The organism is Streptomyces canus, assembly GCF_030815415.1.
Lineage (GTDB): Bacteria > Actinomycetota > Actinomycetes > Streptomycetales > Streptomycetaceae > Streptomyces > Streptomyces canus_F.
This window is the reverse complement of record NZ_JAUSWW010000001.1, coordinates 4,910,626-4,935,702: the sequence shown is the minus strand read 5'-3', so window position 1 is coordinate 4,935,702 and position 25,077 is coordinate 4,910,626. Positions and strand designations below refer to the sequence as shown.

23 protein-coding genes are annotated in these 25,077 nt (G+C 71.7%); 10 read left to right on the top strand and 13 right to left on the bottom strand.

Annotated elements, in window-relative coordinates; genetic code table 11:
• The first annotated feature begins 10 nt into the window (after positions 1-10).
• On the top strand, positions 11-1,042 hold the full coding sequence (locus tag QF037_RS22780) for a helix-turn-helix transcriptional regulator (RefSeq protein WP_307028077.1): 1,032 nt from the start codon (positions 11-13) through the stop codon (positions 1,040-1,042).
• Between the two features lie 23 nt (positions 1,043-1,065).
• On the opposite strand, the gene QF037_RS22775 is transcribed toward QF037_RS22780, so the two are convergent.
• Positions 1,066-2,076, bottom strand: coding sequence for a helix-turn-helix transcriptional regulator (locus tag QF037_RS22775; RefSeq protein WP_307028075.1), 1,011 nt, complete (start codon positions 2,074-2,076; stop codon positions 1,066-1,068).
• Between the two features lie 132 nt (positions 2,077-2,208).
• Between QF037_RS22775 and QF037_RS22770 the strand changes: the two genes are divergently transcribed.
• Together QF037_RS22770 and QF037_RS22765 are read left to right on the top strand one after the other, a co-directional pair.
• Complete coding sequence (locus QF037_RS22770; protein ID WP_307028074.1) at positions 2,209-2,406, top strand: hypothetical protein; 198 nt, start codon at positions 2,209-2,211, stop codon at positions 2,404-2,406.
• Position 2,407: 1 nt separating this feature from the next.
• On the top strand, positions 2,408-2,743 hold the full coding sequence (locus QF037_RS22765; protein WP_046247603.1) for a hypothetical protein: 336 nt from the start codon (positions 2,408-2,410) through the stop codon (positions 2,741-2,743).
• A 151-nt stretch (positions 2,744-2,894) separates the two neighbouring features.
• On the opposite strand, the gene QF037_RS22760 is transcribed toward QF037_RS22765, so the two are convergent.
• Complete coding sequence (locus QF037_RS22760) at positions 2,895-3,326, bottom strand: pyridoxamine 5'-phosphate oxidase family protein (protein WP_307028072.1); 432 nt, start codon at positions 3,324-3,326, stop codon at positions 2,895-2,897.
• A 120-nt stretch (positions 3,327-3,446) separates the two neighbouring features.
• Between QF037_RS22760 and clpB the strand changes: the two genes are divergently transcribed.
• Positions 3,447-6,044: an ATP-dependent chaperone ClpB gene (gene clpB / locus QF037_RS22755; RefSeq protein ID WP_307028071.1), complete on the top strand. Its 2,598-nt coding sequence runs from the start codon at positions 3,447-3,449 to the stop codon at positions 6,042-6,044.
• Between the two features lie 36 nt (positions 6,045-6,080).
• Here the strand turns inward: clpB and QF037_RS22750 are convergent, their stop codons facing one another.
• Positions 6,081-6,212, bottom strand: a complete 132-nt coding sequence (locus QF037_RS22750) for a hypothetical protein (RefSeq protein WP_307028069.1) — start codon at positions 6,210-6,212, stop codon at positions 6,081-6,083.
• Positions 6,213-6,339: 127 nt separating this feature from the next.
• Here QF037_RS22750 and QF037_RS22745 point away from each other — a divergent pair, with 127 nt between their 5' ends.
• The gene (locus tag QF037_RS22745) at positions 6,340-6,870 is read left to right on the top strand and encodes a YbjN domain-containing protein (RefSeq protein ID WP_307028067.1); all 531 of its coding nucleotides are present in this window, start codon (positions 6,340-6,342) and stop codon (positions 6,868-6,870) included.
• Positions 6,871-6,896: 26 nt separating this feature from the next.
• Here QF037_RS22745 and QF037_RS22740 read toward each other — a convergent pair whose 3' ends face one another.
• From QF037_RS22740 to QF037_RS22700, 9 genes are all read right to left on the bottom strand, one after another.
• Positions 6,897-8,087 (bottom strand): hypothetical protein, encoded by a 1,191-nt coding sequence (locus QF037_RS22740; protein WP_307028065.1) that lies wholly within the window; start codon positions 8,085-8,087, stop codon positions 6,897-6,899.
• A gap of 106 nt (positions 8,088-8,193) precedes the next feature.
• Positions 8,194-9,531, bottom strand: a complete 1,338-nt coding sequence (locus QF037_RS22735) for a glutamate-5-semialdehyde dehydrogenase (protein WP_307028063.1) — start codon at positions 9,529-9,531, stop codon at positions 8,194-8,196.
• Positions 9,528-10,826 (bottom strand): aspartate kinase, encoded by a 1,299-nt coding sequence (locus tag QF037_RS22730; RefSeq protein WP_307037322.1) that lies wholly within the window; start codon positions 10,824-10,826, stop codon positions 9,528-9,530. The genes QF037_RS22735 and QF037_RS22730 overlap by 4 nt, the downstream gene beginning before the upstream one ends.
• Before the next feature lie 148 nt (positions 10,827-10,974).
• Positions 10,975-12,339: an MFS transporter gene (locus QF037_RS22725; RefSeq protein WP_307028061.1), complete on the bottom strand. Its 1,365-nt coding sequence runs from the start codon at positions 12,337-12,339 to the stop codon at positions 10,975-10,977.
• Complete coding sequence (locus QF037_RS22720) at positions 12,336-13,640, bottom strand: homoserine dehydrogenase (protein WP_307028059.1); 1,305 nt, start codon at positions 13,638-13,640, stop codon at positions 12,336-12,338. The genes QF037_RS22725 and QF037_RS22720 overlap by 4 nt, the downstream gene beginning before the upstream one ends.
• A gap of 68 nt (positions 13,641-13,708) precedes the next feature.
• Positions 13,709-15,034 carry an APC family permease gene (locus QF037_RS22715; protein WP_307028057.1) on the bottom strand — a complete coding sequence of 442 codons (1,326 nt, stop codon included), beginning with the start codon at positions 15,032-15,034 and terminating at the stop codon, positions 13,709-13,711.
• A gap of 36 nt (positions 15,035-15,070) precedes the next feature.
• Complete coding sequence (metX, locus tag QF037_RS22710; protein WP_307028055.1) at positions 15,071-16,240, bottom strand: homoserine O-acetyltransferase MetX; 1,170 nt, start codon at positions 16,238-16,240, stop codon at positions 15,071-15,073.
• Positions 16,241-16,275: 35 nt separating this feature from the next.
• A complete protein-coding gene (locus QF037_RS22705) occupies positions 16,276-17,610 on the bottom strand; it encodes an O-acetylhomoserine aminocarboxypropyltransferase/cysteine synthase family protein (protein WP_307028053.1) in 1,335 nt (444 codons plus the stop codon).
• Between the two features lie 329 nt (positions 17,611-17,939).
• Complete coding sequence (locus QF037_RS22700) at positions 17,940-19,469, bottom strand: flavin monoamine oxidase family protein (RefSeq protein WP_307037320.1); 1,530 nt, start codon at positions 19,467-19,469, stop codon at positions 17,940-17,942.
• A 435-nt stretch (positions 19,470-19,904) separates the two neighbouring features.
• Here QF037_RS22700 and QF037_RS22695 point away from each other — a divergent pair, with 435 nt between their 5' ends.
• Positions 19,905-21,431 (top strand): aldehyde dehydrogenase (NADP(+)), encoded by a 1,527-nt coding sequence (locus tag QF037_RS22695; protein ID WP_307028050.1) that lies wholly within the window; start codon positions 19,905-19,907, stop codon positions 21,429-21,431.
• A gap of 108 nt (positions 21,432-21,539) precedes the next feature.
• Positions 21,540-22,193 (top strand): helix-turn-helix transcriptional regulator, encoded by a 654-nt coding sequence (locus tag QF037_RS22690; RefSeq protein ID WP_307028048.1) that lies wholly within the window; start codon positions 21,540-21,542, stop codon positions 22,191-22,193.
• A gap of 16 nt (positions 22,194-22,209) precedes the next feature.
• On the opposite strand, the gene QF037_RS22685 is transcribed toward QF037_RS22690, so the two are convergent.
• Positions 22,210-23,370: a pyridoxal phosphate-dependent aminotransferase gene (locus QF037_RS22685; protein WP_307028046.1), complete on the bottom strand. Its 1,161-nt coding sequence runs from the start codon at positions 23,368-23,370 to the stop codon at positions 22,210-22,212.
• 213 nt (positions 23,371-23,583) lie between these two features.
• Here QF037_RS22685 and QF037_RS22680 point away from each other — a divergent pair, with 213 nt between their 5' ends.
• The 3 genes from QF037_RS22680 (at position 23,584) to QF037_RS22670 (ending at position 25,036) form a co-directional block, all read left to right on the top strand.
• Positions 23,584-23,865 carry a hypothetical protein gene (locus QF037_RS22680; RefSeq protein ID WP_307028044.1) on the top strand — a complete coding sequence of 94 codons (282 nt, stop codon included), beginning with the start codon at positions 23,584-23,586 and terminating at the stop codon, positions 23,863-23,865.
• Positions 23,866-23,887: 22 nt separating this feature from the next.
• Positions 23,888-24,118, top strand: coding sequence for a hypothetical protein (locus QF037_RS22675; protein WP_307028042.1), 231 nt, complete (start codon positions 23,888-23,890; stop codon positions 24,116-24,118).
• Positions 24,119-24,499: 381 nt separating this feature from the next.
• Positions 24,500-25,036 carry a DUF2617 family protein gene (locus QF037_RS22670; RefSeq protein WP_307028040.1) on the top strand — a complete coding sequence of 179 codons (537 nt, stop codon included), beginning with the start codon at positions 24,500-24,502 and terminating at the stop codon, positions 25,034-25,036.
• The last annotated feature ends 41 nt before the right edge of the window (positions 25,037-25,077 follow it).

Here is a 25,077-nt window from a genome sequence, read left to right as displayed (position 1 = left end):
GGGCTGGGCGATGGCCGGGCACGGGACGGACGAGCACCCACACGGTGCTGACCGACTGTGCGAGGCCGGGGATCGCGTGTATTCCCGGGCCGTACGGCGCGGCCGCGTGCCGCGCGAGGACGCCGGACCGGTGCCCTGCCTGCTGGAGCTGGCGCTGCTGCACCCGGACCCCGACGACATGGACTGGCTCGTGCCGACCTCCCCGCAGGAGGTCATGACACGGCTGCTGCGCGGGGTCCACGAGGAGGTGAGCGCGAGTCAGCGGCGGATGGGGTCGGCGGTGGCCGCCTTCGAGTGGTACGCGGGACTTGCGCCGCAGCAGCGCTCCTCGGCCGCGGAGGGCTCCTCGATCCGGGTCCTGGACGGCCTCTCCCGGATCCAGGCCGCGATGGACGCGGCGACGGAGGCGTGCACGACGGAGGTCCTGACCGTGCAGCCGGGCGGTATCCGCCCCGAACACGAGCTGACGGAGGGCCTGCACCGGGCGCTGGCGCTGCGCGGCCGGGGCGTACGGATGCGTGACCTCTACACGCATGTGGCGCGGCACGGCCAGGGCCTGCTGAACTATCTGGAGCTGATGGGCGACGCGGTGGAGGCCCGGACCCTCGACGAGGTCATCGACCGGCTGATCCTCTTCGACCGCACGGTCGCCTTCATCCCGGCGAGCCCGGACCGCACGCTGGCTCTGGAGCTGCGCCACCCGGCGCTGGTGAACTACCTGTTCACGACCTTCGAGCGGCTGTGGCGCCTCGCGATCCCGCTGACCGCTCCGCTCCCCGACACGGGCATCGAGGGCATCTCCCACCGCGAACAGTCCATCGCGGCACTCCTGGCGGAGGGCCACCAGGACGCGGTGATCGCGGAACGTCTCGGCATAAGCGTCCGCACCTGCCGGGCGCACATCGCGCGGCTGTCGGAGACGCTGGGCGCGGCGAGCCGGACGCAACTGGGCGTACGCATCGCGCAGGTGGGCCTGGACGGCCCCCGGGACGCGGGCCCGTACCTCAGTGTTCCCGGTCAAGGGTCCCCGACGGTCCGCTGAGGCAGCCGGGTCGGGCCCGGCTTTCACGAGGGGCGCTCTCCCCCTGTCGTCGGCTGGTCCGCCTTGAGGATTCCGGACTCGGCTATGAGGAAGCCGAGCTGGGCGCGGCTGCCGCTGCCCAGGGCCGCGGCCAGCTTGGCGATGTGCGCACGGCAGGTGCGCACGTTCATGCCCAGCCGGCGCGCGATGGCCTCGTCGACATGGCCTTCCACCAGGAGTTTGGCGATGGAGTGCTGGATGTCGGTGATGCCGTCCGCGGCGGTCTCGTAGGGGGCCCCGGCGCTCAGCGGGACCGAGCGGCCCCACATGAACTCGAAGACCTTGATCAGGTAGCGGACGAGGCCCGGGTGGCGCAGTTCCAGGGCGACTTCCTGGTCGTCGCGGGTGGGGATGAAGGCGACGGTCTCGTCGCAGATGATGAGGCGCTCGACCAGCTCGTCGATGGTGCGGTACTCCACCTTGCCCTTGGAGAGCTGTTCCACGTAGGCCAGCTTCTCGGGGCTGTACCTGGCGGTGTGCTGGTAGAGGGTCCGGATGCGCACACCACGTTCGATCAACGTCGTGTCTCGTTCCAGCCCCTGGACGAGGCTGCGTTCGGTTCTGCGGTTGCTGGGCTGGACGGTGAGCATCTCCACCTGGCACTGGCCCGCGGCCAGGTTGAGCGCGGCGTTGATCCGGTCGCGGCCCTCCAGCACCGTGATGGAGTGCGTGGGCGTCGTCGCCTGGGCGCTGAGTGCCATGAACGGCTTGAAAACATCTGCCAGTTCGATCGACAGCTGCCTGCGCTCGGTGATCTCGTGCTCTATGGGGTTGAGCCGCTGCGCCAGGGCGATCGCCGGGGGCACCGGGCGCAGCCAGCTCGGATCGTCGGGGTCCGGGTGCAGCAGGTCGAACTCGATCAAGCAGGGTGCGGCCTCCACGTCCGAGCGCGCGACGCGTCCTGTGCGCAGAGCGTTCGCATAAAGCAGGCCACCTTCCTCACACAGCGTGGTCGCCGCGTGTGGATGTGTCGCGCTTGTCCCCTTTGTTGTCAAATCTCCACCCCCCAGGGTCCTGAACGTGCAGGAACATGATGCATCGATTGTGTGGCCATGACGTGCCCGAATGAGCCATCGTCTTATCTCACGGGGTGAAGAGGGGACCTTCAAGTGAGGACGAAGCCGACTATGCAGAAGAAATTGCTTCGCTCGGTGCTTGCCGCTGCTTTTTCCGCCGTTTTGGCCTTCGGAGCGTTGAGCGGCTTGTCCGAAGCGAAGGGCGTTGTTCAGGCGGACAGCGCCTGGCGCGTCGCAGCCGCCTCCACGCCGCTGCCTGAGGACAGCGCCTGGAAGGCCGACGACAGTGCCTGGGTGGTCGAGAGCTGACATGACCACTCCGCCCGACGATCGCTCATTCCGTCGCGAAATGGCCACGGCCTACCGCTCCGGCTGGCACTTCATCGACCTCGTCACCGCGATCCCCCACGCCGGTGACTCGTTGATGGTGACCGTGTTCGGTGAGCCGGTGGTCGTCACGCGGGACGAGGACGAGGACCTGCGGGCGTACCGGTGTCTGCGGCGGCCTCGGGGGGCGCCGCAGCCAGTGCGGTGTGCCATTCGGTACGGAATGATCTTTGTGAATCTCGACCAACGAGACCATCGGCTGGTGGAACCCGAATCCCCCACCTCACGGGCCATCCCAGCCACCCCCCGCAGTGCCTGACGCGATTCCCCCGTCGTAACAGATCGCGCAGGTGCTTCCCCCCGCAGCGGCGTCACCGTGACCTGAACACGGTGACGCCGCTGTGTTTCTGGAGACATTTCCGGGTATCCACCCAATCGATCACTGGCCGGAAGAGATCGCTCATACGTCCTCACCCGTGACCGAGCGCCCGCGTCACCTCGATCTCGATCACCACCCGCGCGGGATTCGGCCGCGGCTCCCGCTCGTAGCGCTGCGCGTACCGTCGCACCGCCTCCGCGACCCGGTCCGGCTCCGTGCGGACCCGGGCCCGCCCCTCCAGCGTCGCCCACCGCCGGCCCGCCGTCTGGCACACCGCCACCCGCGCCCCCTCCGGCCCGGCCGCCAGCACGTTCCGCGCCTTCTTGCTCGACCCGCTCGTGATCACCCGGGCGAGTCCGGTCTCCTGGTCGTAGGTCACTCCGACCGGCACGACATGCGGGCTGCCGTCCGGGCGCAGGGTCGTCAGCGTGCACAGGTGCCGCTCCCGCCAGAAGCTGAGATACGTCTCGTCGTCGAGGGCAGTCGGGTCCTGGGGGTGCGTTGTCGTGGGAGGAGTCGTCATGGCCTGGAAGTTAACCCCTCCAAGGCTCCCGCCCCCCGCCTTGAGTGGAATAGACTCAACTTTGTGTACGTTGACTGAGTCAGTCCAGGGAGAGCCCACACCGAGGAGGAGTACGGACACGTGGACGCCGAGCTGACCAACCGGAGCCGGGACGCGATCAACGCGGCCGAGAAGCGGGCCGCCACCGAGGGGCACCCGGATCTCACCCCCGCTCACCTGCTCCTCGCTCTGCTCCAGGGGCAGGACAACGAGAACATCGTCGATCTGCTGGCCGCCGCCGAGGCCGACCAGGCCGCCGTGCGGGTCGGCGCGGAGAAGATCCTCGCCGGACTGCCCAGCGTGACCGGATCCACCGTCGCGCCCCCGCAGCCCAGCCGTGACCTGCTCGCCGTGGTCGCCGACGCCGGCGCCCGCGCCAAGGACCTCGGTGACGAGTACCTCTCCACCGAGCATCTCCTCATGGGCATCGCCGCGAAGGGCGGCCAGGCCGGGGACGTACTCTCCTCGCAGGGCGCGAACGCCAGGAAGTTGCAGGAGGCGTTCCAGAAGGCCAGGGGAGGACGCCGGGTGACCACACCCGATCCAGAGGGGCAGTACAAGGCCCTGGAGAAGTTCGGCACCGATTTCACCGCCGCGGCCCGCGAGGGCAAGCTCGACCCCGTCATCGGGCGGGACCAGGAGATCCGGCGGGTCGTCCAGGTCCTGTCCCGGCGCACCAAGAACAACCCGGTCCTCATCGGCGAGCCCGGCGTCGGCAAGACCGCCGTCGTCGAGGGGCTCGCCCAGCGGATCGTGAAGGGGGACGTGCCCGAGTCCCTCAAGAACAAGCGGCTCGTCGCCCTCGACCTGGGCGCGATGGTCGCCGGGGCCAAGTACCGCGGTGAGTTCGAGGAGCGGCTCAAGACCGTCCTCGCCGAGATCAAGGCCTCCGACGGGCAGATCGTCACCTTCATCGACGAACTGCACACCGTCGTGGGCGCCGGGGCCGGCGGCGACTCCGCCATGGACGCCGGCAACATGCTCAAGCCCATGCTCGCCCGCGGTGAGCTGCGCATGGTCGGTGCGACGACGCTGGACGAGTACCGGGAGCGGATCGAGAAGGACCCGGCCCTGGAGCGCCGCTTCCAGCAGGTGCTGGTCGCCGAGCCGACGGTCGAGGACACGATCGCGATCCTGCGCGGACTCAAGGGCCGCTACGAGGCCCACCACAAGGTCCAGATCGCCGACGCCGCCCTCGTCGCCGCCGCCACGCTCTCCGACCGGTACATCACCTCCCGCTTCCTGCCCGACAAGGCCATCGACCTCGTCGACGAGTCCGCCTCCCGCCTCCGCATGGAGATCGACTCCTCACCCCTGGAGATCGACGAACTCCAGCGCGCCGTCGACCGGTTGAAGATGGAGGAGCTCGCCCTGGACAAGGAGACCGACCCGGCCTCCCGCGAGCGCCTGGAGCGGCTGCGCCGCGATCTCGCCGACAAGGAGGAGGAGCTGCGGGGCCTGACCGCCCGCTGGGAGAAGGAGAAGCAGTCCCTCAACCGCGTCGGTGAGCTGAAGGAACGCCTCGACGATCTGCGCGGCCAGGCCGAACGCGCCCAGCGCGACGGCGACTTCGACACCGCCAGCAAGCTGCTCTACGGCGAGATCCCCACCCTGGAACGGGACTTGGCGGAAGCCTCCCAGGCCGAGGAGGAGGTCTCCAAGGACACCATGGTCAAGGAGGAGGTCGGCCCGGACGACATCGCCGACGTCGTCGCCGCCTGGACCGGCATTCCCGCCGGCCGCCTCATGGAGGGCGAGACGCAGAAACTCCTGCGCATGGAGGAGGAGTTGGGGCGCCGGCTGATCGGCCAGGCGCAGGCCGTGCAGGCGGTCTCCGACGCCGTCCGCCGCACCCGGGCCGGCATCGCCGACCCGGACCGCCCCACCGGCTCCTTCCTCTTCCTCGGCCCGACGGGCGTCGGCAAGACCGAACTCGCCAAGGCGCTCGCCGACTTCCTCTTCGACGACGAGCGGGCGATGATCCGCATCGACATGAGCGAGTACGGCGAGAAGCACAGCGTCGCCCGTCTCCTCGGCGCGCCTCCCGGCTACATCGGCTACGAGGAGGGCGGCCAGCTGACGGAAGCCGTCCGCAGGCGGCCGTACAGCGTGGTGCTGCTGGACGAGGTGGAGAAGGCGCACCCCGAGGTCTTCGACATCCTGCTCCAGGTGCTGGACGACGGGCGTCTGACGGACGGCCAGGGCCGCACCGTCGACTTCCGCAACACCATCCTGGTGCTGACGTCGAACCTCGGCAGCCAGTTCCTGGTCGACCCGATCACGAGTGAGGCGGAGAAGAAGGAACAGGTGCTGGAGGTGGTGCGGTCCAGCTTCAAGCCGGAGTTCCTGAACCGTCTCGACGACCTGGTCGTCTTCTCGGCCCTGAACAAGGACGAGCTGGGCCGGATCGCCCGCCTCCAGATCGACCGGCTCGCCAAGCGCCTCGCGGAACGCCGGCTCACCCTGGTGGTCAGCGACGAGGCCCTGACCTGGCTCGCCGACGAGGGCAACGACCCGGCGTACGGTGCCCGGCCCCTGCGCCGCCTTGTCCAGACCGCCATCGGCGACCGCCTCGCCAAGGAGATCCTCTCCGGCGAGGTCAAGGACGGCGACACGGTCCGGGTGGATGCCTTCGGGGACGGCCTGATCGTCGGACCGGCGACCGGCAAGACGCTCTGATCCATGGTCGAGGGGGCCCGTCCGGGGCTCCCTCGGTCACCCGACCAGCACCCAGGCCGCCATCATCGCGAGGAGGCCGAACAAAAGCAGCGCGGGCAGTCCCAGGATGGCGGCCACCACTCCCCACCTGGTACGTCCCGTCGTTTCGCCGCTGTGTGCCATCGCCATGAGCCCCGCCCCTTCGCGCCCCGCCGACCGGTTCCTGTCAGCTGTCGGCTGACAGGACCCGTCGGGGTTGCCACGCCCCTCCCCGTATGGGGGAGGATGAAGGAATCCGTACGAAGGGAAATTCACGGTGACCATCGATCCGTCCTCGATTCCGAACTTCGGGGGCCAGCAGCCCGAGCCGCAGCCCCAAGGACCGGCGGGTCCCGTCGTCCCGGATCAGGACCTCGTGAAGCAGCTCCTCGAACAGATGGAGCTGAAGTACGTCGTCGACGAAGAGGGTGACCTCGCCGCGCCGTGGGAGCAGTTCCGTACGTACTTCATGTTCCGTGGCGAGGGTGACCAGCAGGTCTTCTCGGTGCGGACGTTCTACGACCGGCCCCACCAGATCGACGAGAAGCCGCAGCTGCTGGAGTCCATCGACGACTGGAACCGCCGCACCCTGTGGCCCAAGGTCTACACGCACACCCATGACGACGGCACCGTCCGTCTGATCGGTGAGGCGCAGATGCTGATCGGCACCGGCGTGGCGCTGGAGCACTTCGTCTCCTCGACGGTCAGCTGGGTGCGGGCCGCCATCGAGTTCGACAAGTGGCTCGTCGAGCAGCTCGGCCTCGAGCAGGAGGTCAATGACGCGGAGAAGCCCGAGGACGAGGAGTAGGTCCCTCAGGCACCCTCGGCACCCGACTACAGGGGCGTATCGGCGAGTACGACCAGGTACGCGCCGTAGCCGAACGAGAGCCCGGCCAGGGCGCAGGCCAGTACGGCCGCGTGCCAGGGCCGGGCTCTCGCCGTCCGCACCAGCGCCCGCGCGAGCGGCAGCAGGAGCGGGAAGGCGGGGAGCAGGAAGCGGGGCTTCGACGCGAAGAAGCCCGAGCCGCCCAGCGTGATCAGCAGGAGGACGCCGCTGTAGACCAGCAGGGGCAGCGGGGCGCGGTCGGCCAGCAGCAGCGCGTACAGCACGATCGCCGCCGCGACGATCAGCAGCGCCATGGGGAAGACCAGCCGGTCGCCCTGGAGCAGCAGACGGCGCACGACGCGCAGGGAGCCCCGGCCGAAGTCGAAGCGTGAGCCCCAACGGCGCTGCACCTCGAAGTAGCCGCCGAGCAGATCGCCCTTGCGGTGCCCGACCCACAGCACGTACGCGCACCAGCCGAGCGGGGCGAGCGCGGCGCCCGTCCACAGCCTGTGGGTAACTTTTCCGCGCTGCCTCCCGATCTCGCAGGCCGCCGTCACCAGCACCGCCGCCGCGACCGCGAACCCGTTCGGCCGGGCCAGGCCCGCCAGCGTGGCGAGCGTGCCCGCCCACAGCCAGCGGCCGGTGCGCACGGCGTACAGCGACCAGGCGGCGAACGCGGTCAGCAGGGGTTCGGTGTACGCCATCGACAGCACGACCGAGTGCGGCAGCAGGCCCCAGAGCAGTACGAGGGTCGCGGCGACGGCCCGGCCGTGGAGGTGTGCGCCGAGCGCGTAGAGGCCGGCGGCGGCGACGGCCGCGGCGGTCCAGGAGACCAGCAGGCCCGCCGCGCCGCCGCTCAGCGGGCTCACCGCGGTCACCGCCCGCACCATCGCCGGGTACAGCGGGAAGAAGGCCAGGTCGCTGAAGACCAGGTCCGGGGGGACGTGCAGGGCGCGGCCGTAGCCGTGCTCGGCGATGCCCAGGTACCAGCGGGAGTCCCAGGACCGCCCGAGCAGGGTGAGCGGCCGGTGACCGGTGGCCCAGGCGGTCGCCGCGAGCACGGCGGCACCGGTGAGCCGGGCGAGCGCGAACAGGCCGAGAGCCGTACCGAGCGTCGCCGCGCGGGGGGCACGCGGGGCGGCCCGCCCGGCGGCGGTGTGTGTGACGGCGGGCGGTGCGAGGGTACTGGCGTGAGTCACATCAGCACATTGCAGGGAAAAGCGGGCATAAGCGAGCATTGAGCGCCCGGGCGGGTGGGGATTCACCGCGCCCGGCGTGGCGGCGTGACGCGGCCCGCCACCGACGTCACCGGGCGCCGGGATCCGGCCCCTCCAGGACGTCGCAGCTCAGGCCCGGCATCGCCGGGGACGCGCCCCGGATGTGGCCGTCGCCGGTCAGGACGTACTTGGTGGTGGTCAGCGCGGTCAGGCCCATCGGACCGCGGGCGTGCAGCTTCTGGGTGGAGATGCCGAGCTCGGTGCCGAGGCCCAGCTCCGCGCCGTCGGCCAGCCGGGTCGAGGCGTTGACCGCCACCACCGCGGTGTCCAGCGCGGCGACGAAGCGGCGGGCCGCCGCCTGGGAGTCGGTGACGATCGCCTCGGTGTGGCCGCTGCCGTGCAGCCGGATGTGGTTCACGGCGGCCTCCATCGAGTCCACGACCGCCGCCGCGATGTCCAGGGACAGATACTCCCGCCCCCAGTCCTCGTCCGTGGCGGCCACCACCGCCGGGTCGTAGGCCCGCACCCGCCGGTCGCCGTGCACGGTCACGTTCCGCCCGGCCAGCGCCGCCAGCGCGCGCGGCAGGAACGCGGGGGCGACGGCGGCGTGCACCAGCAGCGACTCGGCGGCGTTGCAGACCGACGGGCGCTGGGTCTTGGCGTTCAGCAGGATGCTCAGCGCCATGTCCAGGTCGGCGTGCTCGTCCACGTACACATGACAGTTGCCCACACCGGTCTCGATCACCGGCACGGCGGACTCGCGCACCGTGGTCCGGATCAGCTCGCGGCCGCCGCGCGGGATCAGCACGTCCACCAGGCCGGTGAGGGACATCAGCTCGTGCACCGAGGCGTGGGTGGTGCCCGGCACCGCCTGGAGGGCGTCCGGCGGCAGCCCCGCACCGGCGATCCCCTCGCGCATGGCGTCGATCAGCGCGGCGTTGGTGTGCCGGGCGGTCGAGGAGCCCCGCAGCAGGGCCGCGTTGCCGCTCTTGAGGCAGAGCACGCCCGCGTCGACGGTGACGTTGGGACGCCCCTCGTAGATCATGCCGACCACCCCGATGGGGGTACGGATCTGCCGTACCTCCAGGCCGCTGGGCATCACCGCGCCGTGGGTGACCTCGCCGAGCGGGTCCGGCCGGTCCGCGAGGTCGCGCACCATCGCCGCCAGCGCCTCGATCTGCGCCGCGCCCAGCGTCAGCCGGTCGAGCACCGCGTCCGGCAGGCCGCCCGCGCGGGCGGCGGCCAGGTCCTTCTCGTTCGCCGCCAGGACGTCCGGGACCCGGTCGGTGAGCCGGGCGGCGACGGCGGTGAGGGCCGCGTCGCGCTGGGCCCCGGTGGTGGTGGCGAGACGGTCGGCGGCCGACCGGGCCGCCAGGGCGGCCTCGCGGACCGTGCCGGCCGCCAGCGACGTGCAGGGCTCGTTCATCGTCCGGTGCCTCCGTACACCACGGCCTCGATCTGTTCGCTGTCGAGGCCGAACGCGGTGTGCGCGGCGCCGGCCGCGGCCTCCAGGTCGTCGACGTGCACGACGACCGAGATACGGATCTCCGAGGTGGAGATCATCTGGATGTTGACGCCGGTCTCGGCCAGCGCCGAGAAGAGCGTGGCCGACACCCCCGGGTGGGAGCGCATCCCGGCGCCCACGACGGAGAGCTTTCCGACCCGGTCGTCATGGCGCAGTCCGAGGAAGCCGATGTTCTCCTCGACGCCCTGGAGGGCCTCCAGCGCGGCCGGGGTCGCCGACGCCGGGAGGGTGAAGGAGATGTCGGTGCAGCCCGTGGCCTCCGCGGACACGTTCTGCACGATCATGTCGATGTCGCAGCCGGCACCGGCGAGCGCGGTGAACACGGTGGCGGCGGCTCCCGGCTTGTCGGGGATGCCGAGGACGGTGATCTTCGACTGGCTCCGGTCGTGGGCGATCCCGGAGATCAGAGGGTCTTCCATGGCGTGGTCCGTTGCGCCTTCCGTGATGTCCGTACCCGCGTGCGGGGAGGTGGGGTCGTAGGGCCCGAGGTCGTCGGCGAACGAGGAGCGCACCCGCAGCGGCACCCGGTAGCGCTTGGCGAACTCCACACAGCGCGAGTGCAGGATCCTGGCCCCGTGGGCGGCGAGTTCGAGCATCTCGTCGTAGCTGAGCGCGGGCAGGAGACGGGCGGTGGGCACGATCCTCGGGTCGGCGGAGAAGACGCCGTCGACGTCGGTGTAGATCTCGCACAGGTCGGCGTCGAGGGCCGCCGCCAGGGCGACCGCGGTGGTGTCGGAGCCGCCGCGGCCCAGGGTCGTCACGTCCCGGGTGTCCTGGGCGATGCCCTGGAAGCCGGCCACGATGACGACGGACCCGGCCGCGAGGGCGGCGCGGATCCGGTCGGGTGCCACGTCGACGATCCGTGCCCTGCCGTGCGCGGCGTCGGTGGTGAGGCCCGCCTGGGAACCGGTGAACGAGGTGGCGTGGTGGCCGAGTTCGGTCACCGCCATGGCGAGCAGCGCCATGGAGATGCGCTCGCCCGCCGTGAGCAGCATGTCCAGTTCACGGCCCGCCGGGCCGGTGCTGATCCGGTCCGCCAGGTCGAGGAGCTCGTCCGTGGTGTCGCCCATGGCGGACACCACCACGACGACGTCGTGGCCGGCCTCCCGGGCCGCCGCCACCCGCCGGGCGACGCGCTGGACGCACTCGGCGTCGGCGACCGAGGAGCCGCCGTACTTCTGCACGACGAGCGTCATGCGTGGTCCTGCCTTTCTCGCGGTCTGTGGTGCCGTCTCTTCTGTGCGGCCCGTGTCGTCGGTGCGCAGCCACATGCCGCACTGCAGGGCGCAGTAGGGGCAGTGGGTGGCCGTGCCCTGCTGCCCGGGGCCGGTCACCGCTACGGGCTCACTCATCGCCGGTCCGTTCCCCGCCGCGCAGTTGCCGCCAGCAGGCCCAGGTCAGGGCGGTGCACAGCAGGTAGTAGGCGGTGAAGGCCAGCAGCGCGGAACCGGAGTCACCGGTCGCGCCGATGGACGTACCCAGGGCCTGGTTGACGAGGAAGCCGCCCAGCGCGCCGACGGCGGAGACCAGCCCCAGCGCGGCGGCCGCCATCCGGCGCCCCTGGACGCGGCGCTCCCCGGCGTCCCCGGGGCCGGTGGCGCGCAGGGCGCGGGCGATGAAGAGGGACGGGATCAGCCGGTACGTGGAGCCGTTGCCGATGCCCGCGGTGAGGAACAGCAGCAGGAAGGAGAGCAGGAACCCGCTGTAGGAGTGCGTCCGCAGGGCGGCCCAGGCCAGCAGGGAACTCCCCGCCATGCACAGGAAGTTCACCAGCGTGATGACGGCCCCGCCGCACCGGTCGGCGAGCATGCCGCCCAGCGGCCGGGCGCACGAGCCGATCAGCGCGCCCAGGAAGGCGTGGTGGACGGCGGCCGTGTGCGGGAACTCCACGGTCAGCAGCAGCGGCAGCGCGGTCGAGAAGCCGACGAACGAACCGAAAGTACCGATGTAGAGGACGGCGACCAGCCAGGTCTGGCCCGCCTTGACAGCCTCGAACCGCCGGTCCGGCGCCGCGCCGGCCGTCCGCAGGTTGTCCATGCCCAGCAGGGCGCCGAGCGCGGCGAGCAGCACCAGCGGGATCCAGATGAGACCTGCCGCGGTGAGCCCCAGGGTCGCGATGACGAACGGGATCACCAACTGCACCGAGCTGACGCCCACGTTGCCGCCCGCGGCGTTGAGGCCGAGGGCCGCGCCCTGCCGGGAGTCGGGGTAGAAGTGCGTGATGTTGGCCATGCTGGAGGCGAAGTTGCCGCCGCCCACACCCGCGGTCGCCGCGCACACCAGGAAGAACCAGTACGGTGTCGCCGGATCGGAGACGGCGAGGGCCAGCAGGGCCGCCGGGACCAGCAGCAACAGGGTGCTGACGACGGTCCAGTTGCGGCCCCCGTACCGGGCGGGCGCGAAGGTGTACGGGATCCGCAGCACCGCGCCGACCAGGCTCGGCAGGGCGACCAGCCAGAAGAGCTGGTCGGCGGTGAAGTGCCGGTCCGAGAGCTGCACGGTGACGACGCTCCACAGCGTCCAGACGGTGAAGCCCAGGTGTTCGCAGAGCACCGACCAGATCAGATTGCGCCGGGCCACCCGCCGTCCGGTGTCCCGCCAGAACGCGGCGTCGCCCGGTTCCCAGTGCTCGATCCAGCGGCCCCGGCTGCGGACGGCGGCCTCGGCCTCGGGTGCGGGCGGGGCCGGAGCACGCAGTTCGGTGCTCAACTCGCGGGCCCCTTCCGGGAGTCCAGGAGACGGATGCTGCGGATGACACCGCGCGTGGAGGGGTGGCTGCGGAGCCGGGCGAGCACCTCGGTGACAGCGGCGTCCGTGGCCCGGTGGGTGACGAGCGCCAGCTCCGCCTCCGCGCCCAGGCCCTCCTGCCGTACGGTCTCCAGCGACACCCCGTGCTCGGCGAAGACCGCGCTGACCTGCGAGAGGACGCCGGGCTCGTCGGTGACGAACATGCTGACGTGGTAGCGGGCGGCCACCTGCGCCACCGGTATGACGGGCAACACCTGGGAGAAGTCGGCCGGCGCCTGGCCCGTTCCCGCGACCCGGTCGCGGCACAGCTCCACGAGGTCGCCGAGGACGGCGCTGGAGGTGGCGAGGCCGCCCGCCCCCGCCCCGTGGAACATCAGCTCACCGGCGGCCTCCGCCTCGACGAGGATGCCGTTGTCGGCGTCCCGGACCCCGGCCAGCGGGTGGTCCCGCGGGATCATCATGGGGTGCACACGGGCGTTGACGCCGTCCGGGGTGCGGTCGCAGATCCCGACCAGTTTGATCACACAGCCGTTGGCCTCGGCATGTGCGATGTCGCCCGGGCCGATGTGGGTGATGCCCTCGAAGTGCACGTCGTCGAAGGGCAGTTCGGTGTCGAAGGCGAGGCGTGCGACGATCGCCATCTTCGCCGCGGCGTCCGCGCCACAGACGTCGGCCGTGGGATCGGCCTCCGCGTAGCCGAGACGCTGGGCCTCGTGCAGGGCGCCCTGGAACGTGCCGCCCGCCCCTGTCATCCGGTCCAGGATGAAGTTGGTCGTGCCGTTGACGATGCCGGTCACCCGCCGCAGCCGGTCTCCGGCCAGCGACTGGCGCAGCGGACGCAGCACCGGCACCGCGCCCGCGACGGCCGCCTCGTAGGCGAGGCCGACGCCCTGCTTGCGGGCGATGCGGTGCAGGTCGACGCCCTCGCTCGCGATGAGCGCCTTGTTCGCGGTGACCACGGACGCCCCGGCCTCCATGGCCGCGACGACCAGTGAGCGGGCCGGCTCGACGCCGCCGATCAGCTCGACGACCACGTCGATGTCCCCCCGGGACACGAGGGCCTGGGCGTCGGTGGTGATCAGGGAGCTGTCGATGCCGGGCAGGGTCCGTGGGCGGCTGAGGGCGATCCCGGCGAGTTCGACGGGTGCCCCGATCCGGGCAGCCAGTTCGGCGCCGCGCCCGGTCAGGGCGCGGGCCGTCTCGGCGCCCACGGTGCCGTGCCCGAGCAGGGCGATGCGGAGCGCCCCCGTGGTGCGTTTCATGTGTGTTCCCCCTGTGGTCATGGATGGTCCGCCGGACGGGCCGGCCCTGTGGGCGCGGCCCGTGTCGTTCAGCCGGCGACCGGTTCCGAGGACGGGCGGCTCTCCTCGGCGGCCTCGGCCGCGTCCACGGCGTCCGGCCCGGCCGCGGGTCCACCGCCGGCCGTGAAGTGCTGGAAGACCTTCGCGCCGATGACGAGGCCCACGGGCAGCAGCAGGTACCAGCCGAAGAAGCAGAAGACGACCAGGACCGCGACGAGCGAGACGACCGCGCCCAGCCGCCCGAAGGTGCTGCCGCGCAGCAGCTTGACCGCGGCCGAGAGCCCGGCGACGTAGACCGCGACGAAGCAGGCCGAGGCCGCGGTCATGATCGGGTCGAGCCGGATGTCCAGGACGGCGGCGCAGATCAGCAGGACGGCCGTGAGCGAGGCGAGGACGACGAGGCTGCGCTGGGGGATCTCGCCCGCGCGGTTGCCCTTGCCGAGCGCGCGCGGCAGGTCGCCGTCCCGGCCGAGGGCCGCGCCGAGCCGGGAGCCGCCCGCGATGTAGGCGTTGACGGTGGCGAAGGTGAGCAGGGCGGCCGCCACGGCGGTGACGGCGCGGGCGGAGTCGCCGATGCCGCGCTCCAGGAGCAGGGTCAGCGGCACCGAGCCGCGCTCCGGGTCCGAGCCGAGCACAGCCATCGAGGTGGTGGCCACGCCCAGGTACAGGACGGCGACGACGACGATGGTCAGGCCGGTGACGATGGGCAGCTGGCGGCGCGGGTTGGAGAACTCACCGGACAGGTGGGAGACCGCCTCCCAGCCGGAGAAGGCGAAGAAGAGCAGGGTCGCGGCGTGGCCGACGGCGAGCCAGCCGTGCGGGGCGAACGGGGTGAAGTTCTCGCTGTGCGAGTCCGGCGCGGCGACGGCGATGGCCACCACCATGAGGGCGGCCAGCATCCCGACGAGCAGCAGTTGCAGCCCGCCGGAGAGCTTCAGGCCCAGCCAGTTGCTGACGTAGGCGCCGAACAGCAGGGTCGCCGCCACGGCGAGCGACATCCGGTAGCCGCCGCCGAGGGCGTCGGCGACGTAGGAGCCGCCGACGATGGCGGCGCTCGCCGTGCCCACGGGGACGGCGAAGTAGAAGAGCCAGCCCACGGGGGCGGAGGTGCGGGGGCCGAACGCCTTGGCGGCGTAGGTGGCGACCCCGCCGCCGTCGGGGTAGCGCATGCCGAGGGAGGCGAACGCGCTGGCGATCGGGACGCAGAAAGCGACCATCAGGGCCCAGGCCACCAGGGAGGCCGGGCCCGCCTCACGGGCCGTCAGGGCGGGCAGTGCGAGCACGCCCCCGCCGAGGACCGCGCCGACGTACAGCGCGGTTCCCTGTGCCACGCCGATGCGATGGCTGGAACTCATGTCTTCTTCTTTCGTGTGGTCGGTCAGGGGGCGGGGTCAGCTGGTGACGAGGTCGTCGCGCCGGGCGCCGGCCCGCAGGTCCAGGTCCTTCAGGAACCGGTCCGCGGTGGCGAGGAAGCCGGGCACGTCCAGCAGGAACGCGTCGTGCCCGATGTCGCTCGTCTCGTCCCGCTCGTGCCGGGCGGTCAGGCCGCGCGCCGCGAGTTCGGTCTTGATGTGGTCGCTGTGCTCGGGGCCGAAGAGCCGGTCGGACGCGAAGCTGTAGAGCAGGACGGCGGGCGGCGCGGCGGCGTCGGCCAGCCGGTCGGGCGCCGCGAACGCGTCGAAGTGGTCCATCGCGCCGATGAGTTGGAGATAGCTGCGGGGGTCGAAGCGGCGCAGGAACTTGTCCGCCTGGTGCTCCAGATAGCTCTCGACCGCGAAGTCGCCCTGGACCAGGGAGGACGGATGGGTGCGCGTGCCCCCTTTGCGCGGCGCGCGTCCGAACTTGCGGTGCAGCGACTGCTCGGAGAGATACGTGAGATGGGCGATCATCCGTGCCGTGCCGAGCCCGGCCCGCAGTCCGGCCTCCCGTACGGGCCCCGCCGCGACGGCCGCGCTGCCGCGGATCGCGTGCCGGGCGACCGCGTTCCAGGCGAGGTTGTCGGCGCTCTGCCGCGCGGTGCCCGCGACGACCGCGAACCCGTCCGCGTCCTGGGGGTGGCGCAGCAGCCACTCCAGGGTCTGCATGCCGCCGAGCGAGCCGCCGACGACGGCGCGCAGCCGGCGGATCCCCAGCCCGGCGAGCAGCGCGCGGTGGACGCCGACCATGTCGGCGACCGTGACCTCGGGGAACGCCTCCCCGTACGGTGCTCCGTCGGGCCCGGTGGCCCATGGTCCTGTGGTGCCCGCGCAGCCGCCCACGACATTCGCGCAGATCACGAAGTAGCGGCGGGTGTCCACCGGTCTGCCGGGGCCGACCATCGTCTCCCACCAGCCCGGCGTGTCGTCGGCGTGGTGCCGTGCCGGGTGCGAGTCGCCGGTCAGGGCGTGACAGACGAACACCGCGTTGCCGCGGGCGTCGTCGAGCCGGCCGTAGGTCTCGTACGCCACCTGCACCGGGCCGAGCCGGGCCCCCGAGGACAGCAGTAACGGTCGGTCGCCCGGGAAGGGCGTCGCGAGTGACAGATGTTTTCCGGTCGGCGCGGGCCAGCCCGTGAACACCACAGTTTCCCCCTGAAGTCGTGTGCGGTGCGGCGGAGTTATACGGCGGCGAGTGCCTGCTCGAGGTCGTGGATCAGGTCGTCGGCGTGCTCCAGGCCGACCGCGAGACGCACCGAGCCCTGGGTGATGCCGGCGCCGAGCAGGTCCTTCTCGGGCAGGTGGGCGTGGGTGGTGGAGGCGGGGTGGGTGGCCAGGGAGCGGACGTCGCCGACGTTGGTGACGTGCGAGAACAGCTTGAGCCCCTCGATGAACCGGGCTCCGGCCGTGCGCCCGCCCTTCAGTTCGACCATCACCATCGGCCCGAACTCGCCGCCCAGGTACCGCTTGACCTGGTCGAGCTCGGTCCCCTCGGCGAGGCTCGGGTGGCGCACCAGGTCGACCTTGGGGTGGCGGCTGAGGAACTCGGCGACCCTGAGCGCGTTGGCCGAGTGGGCGGGCATGCGCAGCGGCAGCGTCTCGATGCCCTGGAGGATGAGGAAGGCGTTGAAGGGGCTCATGCACAGACCGAGGTCGCGCAGCAGGGTCTCGCGGGCCTTGAACAGGTAGCTGCTGCGGCCGCGGGTGTCGGGGAGCTTGCGGCACTCCTCGCCCCAGACGACGTTGCCGTACGCGGGGTCGGGCTGGGTCATCTGCGGGTGGCGGGGGGAGTTGTTCCAGTCGAAGTTGCCGCTGTCGACGATGATGCCGCCGATGGCCGAGCCGTGGCCGCCCAGGTACTTGGTGCCCGAGTAGACGGTGACGGCGGCGCCGAACTCGAAGGGGCGGCAGGTGAACGGCTGGAGGGTGTTGTCCATGATCAGCGGGATGCCGTAGCGCTGACCGATCTCGGCGACCTCGCCGATGGGGAAGATCCGCAGCCGCGGGTTGGGCAGGGTCTCGCCGAAGTAGAGGCGGGTGCGGTCGTCGGCGGCCTCCTCGAAGTTCTTCGGGTCGGCGGGGCTGACGAACCGGGTCTCGATGCCGAGTCGTTTCAGGGTGGCGCCCAGCAGGCTCCAGATGCCGCCGAAGAGTTCGTTGGAGGAGACGATGTTGTCCCCGGCCTCCACGAGGTTGAGGATCGCGAGCGTCACCGCCGCGTGTCCCGAGGCCGTGGCGAGGCCCGCGACTCCGCCGTCGATCTGGGCCATGCGCTCTTCGAGGACGTTCAGGGTGGGGTTGCCGAGCCGGGTGTAGGCGTGCCCGTTGCCCTCCAGGCCGAAGAGGCCGGCCGCCATGTCGGCGTTGGGGAACTCGTAGGCGGCCGTCATGTAGATCGGCGTGATGAGCGGCGGGTTGACGCCCATGCGGACGTGCCGGCCGCCCTGGATGGTCGCCGATTCACGGCGGGCGTAGCCGCGGTTCTCGAACAGCGCGGCTTCGTCGGTGGACAGCATGAAGAGAGCCCCTTCCGGGCTGTGGGGATGGTGTGGATGACAGCGAGAGAACTTAAGGATCGTTCAACGATCCTTCAATCCAACGACCACATGCTGGGACGCCAATCCCGTACAAGCGGTCGCAAGGCAGCAGAACAAGCCGATGGGGGAGATGTCCTGACGGGCCATCAAATCCCCTGTGGGAAAGCGGTTTCGGGGCTCAGAAGCGGAATCCGGGCGTCGAGGTCAGAGGTACGTCATGGACTGGTACAGCTCCTCCAGCCGCCGGTTGACGCGCCGCAGCCAGAGCCCGGCCCTGGTCAGCAGTCGGCGCGGAGCCGTGAACGCGCTCATGCCCGCACCGACCTCTCGTGCAGCAGCGACACCGTGCGCCGGGCGGAACCGATGGCTCCGGCCTGCCAGCCGATGTAGTGGGTGAGCCAGTCACCGGCGAAGTACACCCGCCCCGCGGGCTCGTTCAGCAGGTCGTAGGCGGCGACGGAGTTCTCCGGCCACTCGATCCAGCCGCCCTCGATGTGCGGGATCCGGTGCCAGGCGACCGCGAAGCCCGAGGCCAGCTCCTCGCGGTGGGCGGGACCGTGGATGCGCTCGCCGAGCGCGACGGCCCGCGCGATCCGCTCACGCGGCGCCAGCTTCCCGAAGTCCAGGGCGTCCTGGCGGTAGTGGTAGTAGCCCACCAGCACCCCGCGCTCGGAGTGGAACCCGTGCGAGGGGTACCAGACATGCGTCAGCGGCAGATCCGTCTCCGTGATCCCGCCGTAGATCCGGTGGTCCTCCTCCCACCAGCGCCGCCGGTACTCCAGACCCAGCTTGCCGACCGCCAGCGGCGCGGGCGTCCGCAGCGCCGACTGCACGGCGGAGCCGAGGTTGTGCGCGGTGCGTGCCAGGACGTGCGGCGGCAGCGCCGCCACGCAGAAGTCGGCCCGCTCCACCCGCTCCCGGCCTCGCGCGTCCGTGTACCGCACCTCGACACCGGCGGCGCGGTCGCGGATCTCCCGGACCACGGACCCGTACGAGATCCGCCGCTCGCCGACCCGGTCCACGAAGGCCCGCACGATCCGGTCCATGCCGCCGACCGGCTGGAACATCATCATCGCCTGGTCGTAGTCGACCTCGAAGGAGAGATAGCGGCCGGTGCCCCGGGCGAGGTACTCCGACAGCGACGGCAGCGGACCGTACGGCTCGCCCGTCACACCGGCGGCGCCCGGCGGGACACGGTAGCCGCGGCGGGGACCGCCCCGGTACGCCCAGTCGTCCGCCCGCTTGCCGATGGCGCCGAAGTCACCGAGGAACGCCAGCAGCCGCTCGCGGTCCTCGGCGGTCAGCTCCTTGTCCAGCGCGTCGCGGTCGACCGCCTTCGCCAGCAGTTCCGACACATAGCCGTGCGCGTCGGCCTTCACCGTGCGGTGCCGCAGCGGGGCGCCGACCTGGTCCAGATGGACGTAGGCGTCACCGTTCTGGTTCGCGAACGGCTCGATGGGGACGCCCAGTTCGCGGCAGTAGTCGAGCGTGACCATGTGCTGGGCGATCCGGGCGGGGCCCGCGTTCAGATACTGCCCCGCGGAGAACTCCGCCCGCTGCGTCCCGCCGCCCAGCTCACGCTCCTCGGTGCCGGAGCGCACCGTCCAGTTGCGGCCGCCCGGGCGGGGCTTGGCCTCCAGGATCCGGCACTGGTAACCGGCCTTGGCCAGCTCGTACGCCGTGGTCAGCCCCGCGATGCCGGCGCCCAGGACCACCACCCGCGGCGCCTTGCGGCCACCGGTGAAGTCGCCCGCGCGCGGCGGCACATACGCCGGTCCGGGCTGCGCCGCCCGCGCGTCGGGGGCCAGACCGAGCGCCCCCATGGTCGCCCAGAGCATCCCGGCGCCGCCCGCGACACCCACCGTCCGCAGGAACTCCCGTCTGCTGCCGTACGCACCCGTCACCGTCGCCTCCGCCTCATGTGCCGTTCCTGACAGCGAAGAGCTTCCGTACGAAGGGCCCTCGGCGGGAATGCCAGCCCGATCGCCCGGCCGGGCTGCCCGAACGGGCACTAGCCGATCGGCTACCCCGACCGTCCGACCGAGCGGCCCTCCCGGACAGGGGGCCGACACGGCGAACCTGTGACCACCCGGTCGCCCCCCACCCCCCCCACCCCCCAGGGCCCCCGGCCGCCCCCGCGCCGGCATCGGCGTGACCGATTGGCAGATCCGTCCCCACCCGGCACCCGGCCACCTGCGCTTTTTGCCACCGCCGCCGGGACATATCTGCCCATCACCGAAACCCACCACCGAAGAGATGACGAGGAGTTGGCGATGAGCGAGGTGTACTCCATGGACCCGCGTACGGGGCTGACGATGGAGATGGTGGCGGCGGATTCCGACGCCCATGAGGTTGCCCGGGTGTGCGCGGCCGCGGCCGGTGCCGCCGTGGCGCTGGACCGGATGGGAGCGGCGGGCCGGGCGACGCTGCTGGAGGCCATCGCGTCCGAACTGGAGGCCGACGGCGCCGTCCTCGTCCGCACCGCCGACCGGGAGACCGCCCTCGGCGAGGAACGGCTGGCCGGGGAACTGGCCCGCACCTGCGGGCAGTTGCGCTTCTTCGCCGAGGTGCTGCGCGAGGGCTCCTACGCCGACGCGGTGATCGACCGGGCACGGCCCGCGGACGACGCCGGGCCGGGGCGGCCCGACATGCGGCGGATGCTGCTGCCGCTCGGCCCCGTCGCCGTCTTCGGCTCCAGCAACTTCCCGCTCGCCTTCTCCGTTGCGGGCGGCGACACCGCCTCGGCCCTCGCCGCGGGCTGCCCCGTCGTGGTCAAGGCCCACCCCTCCCACCCGGCCACCAGCCTGGTCGCGTTCCGCGCGGTGACCCGGGCCGTGGCCGCCACCGGCGCGCCCGTCGGCACGGTCGGAATCGTCTGGGGATTCGAGGCCGGCCGCGCCCTGGTCCTCGACCCCCGGATCAAGGCCGTCGGCTTCACCGGCTCGCTCTCCGGCGGCCGCCAGCTGCACCGACTGGCGAGCTCACGGCCCGAACCGATCCCCTTCCACGGTGAACTCAGCAGCCTCAACCCGGTCTTCGTCACGCCCGGCGCGGCGCGGGAGCGGGCCGAGTCCGTGGCCCGGGGCTTCGTGCAGTCCTTCGCCTTCGGGCACGGCCAGGTGTGCACCAAGCCCGGCCTGCTGCTCGTCCCGGCCGGCCCCGACGGCGCCGCGCTGCGCGAGGAGGTGGCGCGGGCCGTGGCCGAACTGGCCCCCGCGTGGCTGCTCAACGACGGTATCCGCACCATGTTCCGGCAGGGCGTCGAGCGGCTCTCCGCGCTGCCCGGGGTGCGCCCGGCCGCTGAGGGTCTTACCACCGGCGACGACGAACGACCGGTCGGCGCGGTCGTGCTGAGCGTCGACGCCAAGGAACTGCTCCAGGGCGAGGCGCCCCTGATGGCGGAGTGCTTCGGCCCCTTCGCCGTGCTCGCCGAGTACCAGGACACCGCCGAACTCGAAGAGGTGGCCGGGTCGTTGGAGGGTCAGCTGTCCTGTGCGGTGCACGCCACGGACGAGGAGCCGGAGCTGGCGGGACGGCTGATCGACCGGCTGGCCCGGGTGTGCGGAAGGATCGTCTGGAACGGGTTCACGACCGGCGTGGCCATCGGCTGGGCCACCCATCACGGCGGCCCCTACCCGGCGACGACGTCACCCGAGCACACCTCGGTCGGTGCCGCCTCCCTCGCCCGGTTCCTGCGCCCCGTCTGCTACCAGTCGGTGCCCGACACCCTGCTGCCGACCCCGCTGTGCGACGCCAACCCGCTGGCGCTGCCGCGTCGTACGGACGGGGTGCGCGGCTGATATCAAGCCAACCGGCCCTTGATAGAAAGGGCTTGCTAAAGGCCTTTCTCGACGTCAGACTGTTCTGCGGTTTGTTACGCGGTGACCGACGTACGAGGGGGACGGTCCATGTCCGCAACGGCCGAGCACGTGGCTGTCCTGACCAGAAGCGAAGTGCTGCGCGTGGGGGTGCGGACTCTCCTGGCCCGCGTCCCGGGCGTGGCATCCGTCCGCGATCACGCCTACGAGCCGCAGTCCGCCGCCGCCATCGACTTCGCGGACGTGGACATCCTGCTGCTCTCCTGCCCCCGCGAGGAGTGGGTCCGCGAGACCGCGGCCCGCGCGGGGGCGGCAGGCACCAAGGTGCTGCTCCTCCTGGACGAACGCATGGTCGACGACCCCGACTCGATCCGCGGGGTCGTCGCCCACGGCGTACTGCTGAAACACGAGCTGACGTCCGACGCCCTCACGCTCGCCTTCGCCCAGACGTGCAACGGCGGCTTCCCCATGCCCTCCGCCTTCTCGCACGCCCTCATCAGGCGTTCCCCCGGCCCCTCCCTCGCCCAGCGCGAGCGCATCGCCACGCTCACCCCGCGCGAGCGCGAGACGCTGGACCTGCTGGTGGAGGGGCTGAGCAACAAGCTGATCGCGCGCCGGCTCAGGATCTCCGAACACGGCGCGAAACGGTTGGTCGCCAACATCCTCGCCAAGATGAACTGCCCCAACCGCACCCAGGCGGCGGCCATCGCGGTGCGCGAGCACGCGGTGCTCAGCGGGGCCTGACCCCCGCGTCGGCGCTCTACCGCAGAAGGCGGGCGGCGGCGTCGCGCAGCACCTCGTCCCGCTTGCAGAACGCGAACCGCACCTGGCTGCGGCCGGCCTCCTTGTCGTCGTAGAAGACCGAGTTGGGGACGGCCACCACCCCGGAGCGTTCCGGCAGGCCGCGGCAGAAGGCCAGGGCGTCCTTCTCGCCCAGGGCGGCGATGTCGGTGGTGATGAAGTACGTGCCCTGCGGCCGGAAGACCTCGAAGCCCGCCGCGGTGAGCCCGTCGGCGAGGATGTCGCGCTTGCCGCGCAGCTCCTCGCGGAAGCCGGTGAAGTAGCTGTCCGGCAGCCGCAGCGCCTCCGCGATCGCGTACTGGAACGGCCCGGACGACACATACGTCAGGAACTGCTTCGCCGTACGGACGGCGGCGATCAGCGGCGCGGCCGCGGTGATCCAGCCGACCTTCCAGCCGGTGAAGGAGAACGTCTTGCCCGCGGAGGAGATGGAGACCGTACGGTCGCGCATCCCCGGCAGCGAGATCAGCGGGATGTGCTCGGCGTCGTCGTAGGTCAGGTGCTCGTACACCTCGTCGGTCACCACGAGCAGATCCCGCTCGACCGCCAGCTCGGCGATCGCCGTCAGCTCCTCGCGGGTCAGCACCATGCCGGTCGGGTTGTGCGGGGAGTTGAGCAGCAGCAGCCGGGTGCGGTCGGTCACCGCGTCCCGGAGCGCGTCGAGATCCGGGCGGAAGTCGGGGGCGCGCAGGGTCAGCGGGACGCGGGTGGCGCCGGCCATGCTGATGCACGCCGCGTAGGAGTCGTAGTACGGCTCGAAGGCGATGACCTCATCGCCCGGCTCCAGCAGCGCGAGCATCGTGGCCGCGATGGCCTCCGTCGCGCCCGCGGTCACCAGGACCTCCGTGTCGGGGTCGAAGGTCAGGCCGTAGAAGCGGTGCTGGTGGTCGGTGACGGCCGTGCGCAGCTCGGGGACGCCGGGCCCGGGCGGGTACTGGTTGCCCCGCCCCTCGCGCAGCGCCCGCACCGCCGCCTCCCGTACGGCCTCGGGGCCGTCCGTGTCCGGGAAGCCCTGCCCGAGATTGATCGCGCCGGTCCGTACGGCCAGAGCCGACATCTCCGCGAAGATCGTCGTGCCGAATCCGTCCAGCCTGCGGTTCAGCAGCGCCCTGTCGCCCATGTCCCAGCCATCTCCTCGCACGTCTCGCCGGCCGCCCGCACCGGCCCGCCCTCTCGCCGGTGCCGGAGAGGGCCGTCGCGGTCATCCTGCGCCCAAGCTCTGGAGTTCCTCAACTCTGCTTTGGCTGGTGAGACACGGGGGCATCTCCCTCGCACGCACAACGCGAGGCGCCCACGGGGGGTCGTCTCGGGGAAACGGAAGGAGGGTGACGCCATGGTCATCGGCATCATCCTGGCGATTGCCGCAGTACTCGTCGTCGTGGTCGTACGCCGCAGTCTTCGGGAGGACAAGAAGGCCGCGAAGAGCCGGGCCGGGGCGCGGGGGCGCCGCCGGAGCGGGAACAGCAGTGGCAGCTGGTGGGCCGGGGGCGGGGCGAGCGGCGGCGTCGGTTCGTCGTGCGGCTCGTCCGGGTCATCCTCCTGCGGCAGCAGCAGCTCCTCCTGCGGGGGCGGGTCCTCCTGCGGCGGTGGGGGCGGCTGCGGCGGCGGCAGCTGAGCCGCGGAAGAGGGGGGACGCCATGCCCATGGCTTTCGGGATCATCGTGCTGGTTCTGTTCCCGGCCCTGCTCCTGATGGCGATCGCGGGGTCCCATCGCCGACAGCCGGGTCACCGGGCGTCCGGCGGCAGCGACAACGGCAGCGGCAGCAGCGACAGCTGGGCCGACGGAGGCGACAGCGGCGGTTCGTCCTGCGGAGGCGGGTCGTCCTGCGGAGGGGGCGGTGGGGGCGGATGCGGTGGAGGCAGCTGACACGGGGCAGCTGAGCTTTCCGCATCCGGAACACGAGAGCCGGGCCCGCACGGGGGTGGGGCCCGGCTCTTCGTGTGCCGCGAGCACCCGGTCGCTCCGGCGCACGCCCTGGCGGGCCTGGCGTGCGCCGTGGTTGAACAGTTGAACTGTGGAGCCCTCTGAGGGATGGAAACCGCACGAAGTTGGGTAAAAACGCTGTGACGGCGCCACAGTTCATGATTCTCTCTAAATCACCTGACGCAGCGGCCCTTCGGACGTCCCAGAGCCACCCCTGCCGATCTTCCGACCGGGCCGACCGGGCCGAATCCCCGCCGGTGTCGACCCGAGTGCGTCGGACCCACCCTCCCTTTTCTTCCTTTGCGTGCCTAGCGGAGCCGATCCATGCTCACGACCCTGAACACCTCGTACACCGACACGCGCGCGGCCGACCTCGCCTGGGCCCTGGGGCGCGAACCGCTCCCCGCACTGGCGACCCTCGACCTCGCGTTCGACGGGACGAAGCTGGAGCTGAGACTCCTCGGCGCGTCCCATCAGGTGCTCCTGGAGGCGGAGCGGGGCACCTGTTCGGAGACGGTGGCGTGCATCCCGGGCAGCAGCACCCCGCTCCCACTGGGCGTCGCCAAGCGGGTCGGCAACTGGGAGTACGAGTTCGCGGCCCGGGTGGAGGTCCTCTCGCCGGGCCAGTTCGCGGGCCGCGCCCAGGAGTTGCTGGCCCTCGTCTCCGACCACCCGCACGGCCTCGCCGGCGTCTTCCCCGGCAGCCCGCACGCCTTCACCGCGCTGCTGGCCCAGCGCCAGGAGGGACAGGTGCTGTGGCGGACCTGGCACGCCTACCCGCAGGACGGACAGCTGGTGGCGACCAGGACCCGGGTGGGGGTGAGAGCCCCCGCGGACCGGCTCAGCCCGAGCGGCGTCTGACGGCACCCGGGATCTCGGGCGGGATCACCCTTCACGTCGTA

Coding starts and splice junctions, on each gene's coding strand:
- QF037_RS22700 (WP_307037320.1), bottom strand. CDS start 19,469: ATGCTCTGGGCGACCATGGGGGCGCTCGGTCTGGCCCCCGACGCGCGG.
- QF037_RS22675 (WP_307028042.1), top strand. CDS start 23,888: ATGCCCATGGCTTTCGGGATCATCGTGCTGGTTCTGTTCCCGGCCCTG.
- QF037_RS22695 (WP_307028050.1), top strand. CDS start 19,905: ATGAGCGAGGTGTACTCCATGGACCCGCGTACGGGGCTGACGATGGAG.
- QF037_RS22730 (WP_307037322.1), bottom strand. CDS start 10,826: ATGACGCTCGTCGTGCAGAAGTACGGCGGCTCCTCGGTCGCCGACGCC.
- QF037_RS22670 (WP_307028040.1), top strand. CDS start 24,500: ATGCTCACGACCCTGAACACCTCGTACACCGACACGCGCGCGGCCGAC.
- QF037_RS22720 (WP_307028059.1), bottom strand. CDS start 13,640: ATGAAACGCACCACGGGGGCGCTCCGCATCGCCCTGCTCGGGCACGGC.
- QF037_RS22735 (WP_307028063.1), bottom strand. CDS start 9,531: ATGAACGAGCCCTGCACGTCGCTGGCGGCCGGCACGGTCCGCGAGGCC.
- QF037_RS22750 (WP_307028069.1), bottom strand. CDS start 6,212: ATGGCGATGGCACACAGCGGCGAAACGACGGGACGTACCAGGTGGGGA.
- QF037_RS22760 (WP_307028072.1), bottom strand. CDS start 3,326: ATGACGACTCCTCCCACGACAACGCACCCCCAGGACCCGACTGCCCTC.
- QF037_RS22765 (WP_046247603.1), top strand. CDS start 2,408: ATGACCACTCCGCCCGACGATCGCTCATTCCGTCGCGAAATGGCCACG.
- QF037_RS22680 (WP_307028044.1), top strand. CDS start 23,584: ATGGTCATCGGCATCATCCTGGCGATTGCCGCAGTACTCGTCGTCGTG.
- QF037_RS22705 (WP_307028053.1), bottom strand. CDS start 17,610: ATGCTGTCCACCGACGAAGCCGCGCTGTTCGAGAACCGCGGCTACGCC.
- QF037_RS22715 (WP_307028057.1), bottom strand. CDS start 15,034: ATGAGTTCCAGCCATCGCATCGGCGTGGCACAGGGAACCGCGCTGTAC.
- QF037_RS22770 (WP_307028074.1), top strand. CDS start 2,209: ATGCAGAAGAAATTGCTTCGCTCGGTGCTTGCCGCTGCTTTTTCCGCC.
- QF037_RS22685 (WP_307028046.1), bottom strand. CDS start 23,370: ATGGGCGACAGGGCGCTGCTGAACCGCAGGCTGGACGGATTCGGCACG.
- QF037_RS22690 (WP_307028048.1), top strand. CDS start 21,540: ATGTCCGCAACGGCCGAGCACGTGGCTGTCCTGACCAGAAGCGAAGTG.
- QF037_RS22780 (WP_307028077.1), top strand. CDS start 11: ATGGCCGGGCACGGGACGGACGAGCACCCACACGGTGCTGACCGACTG.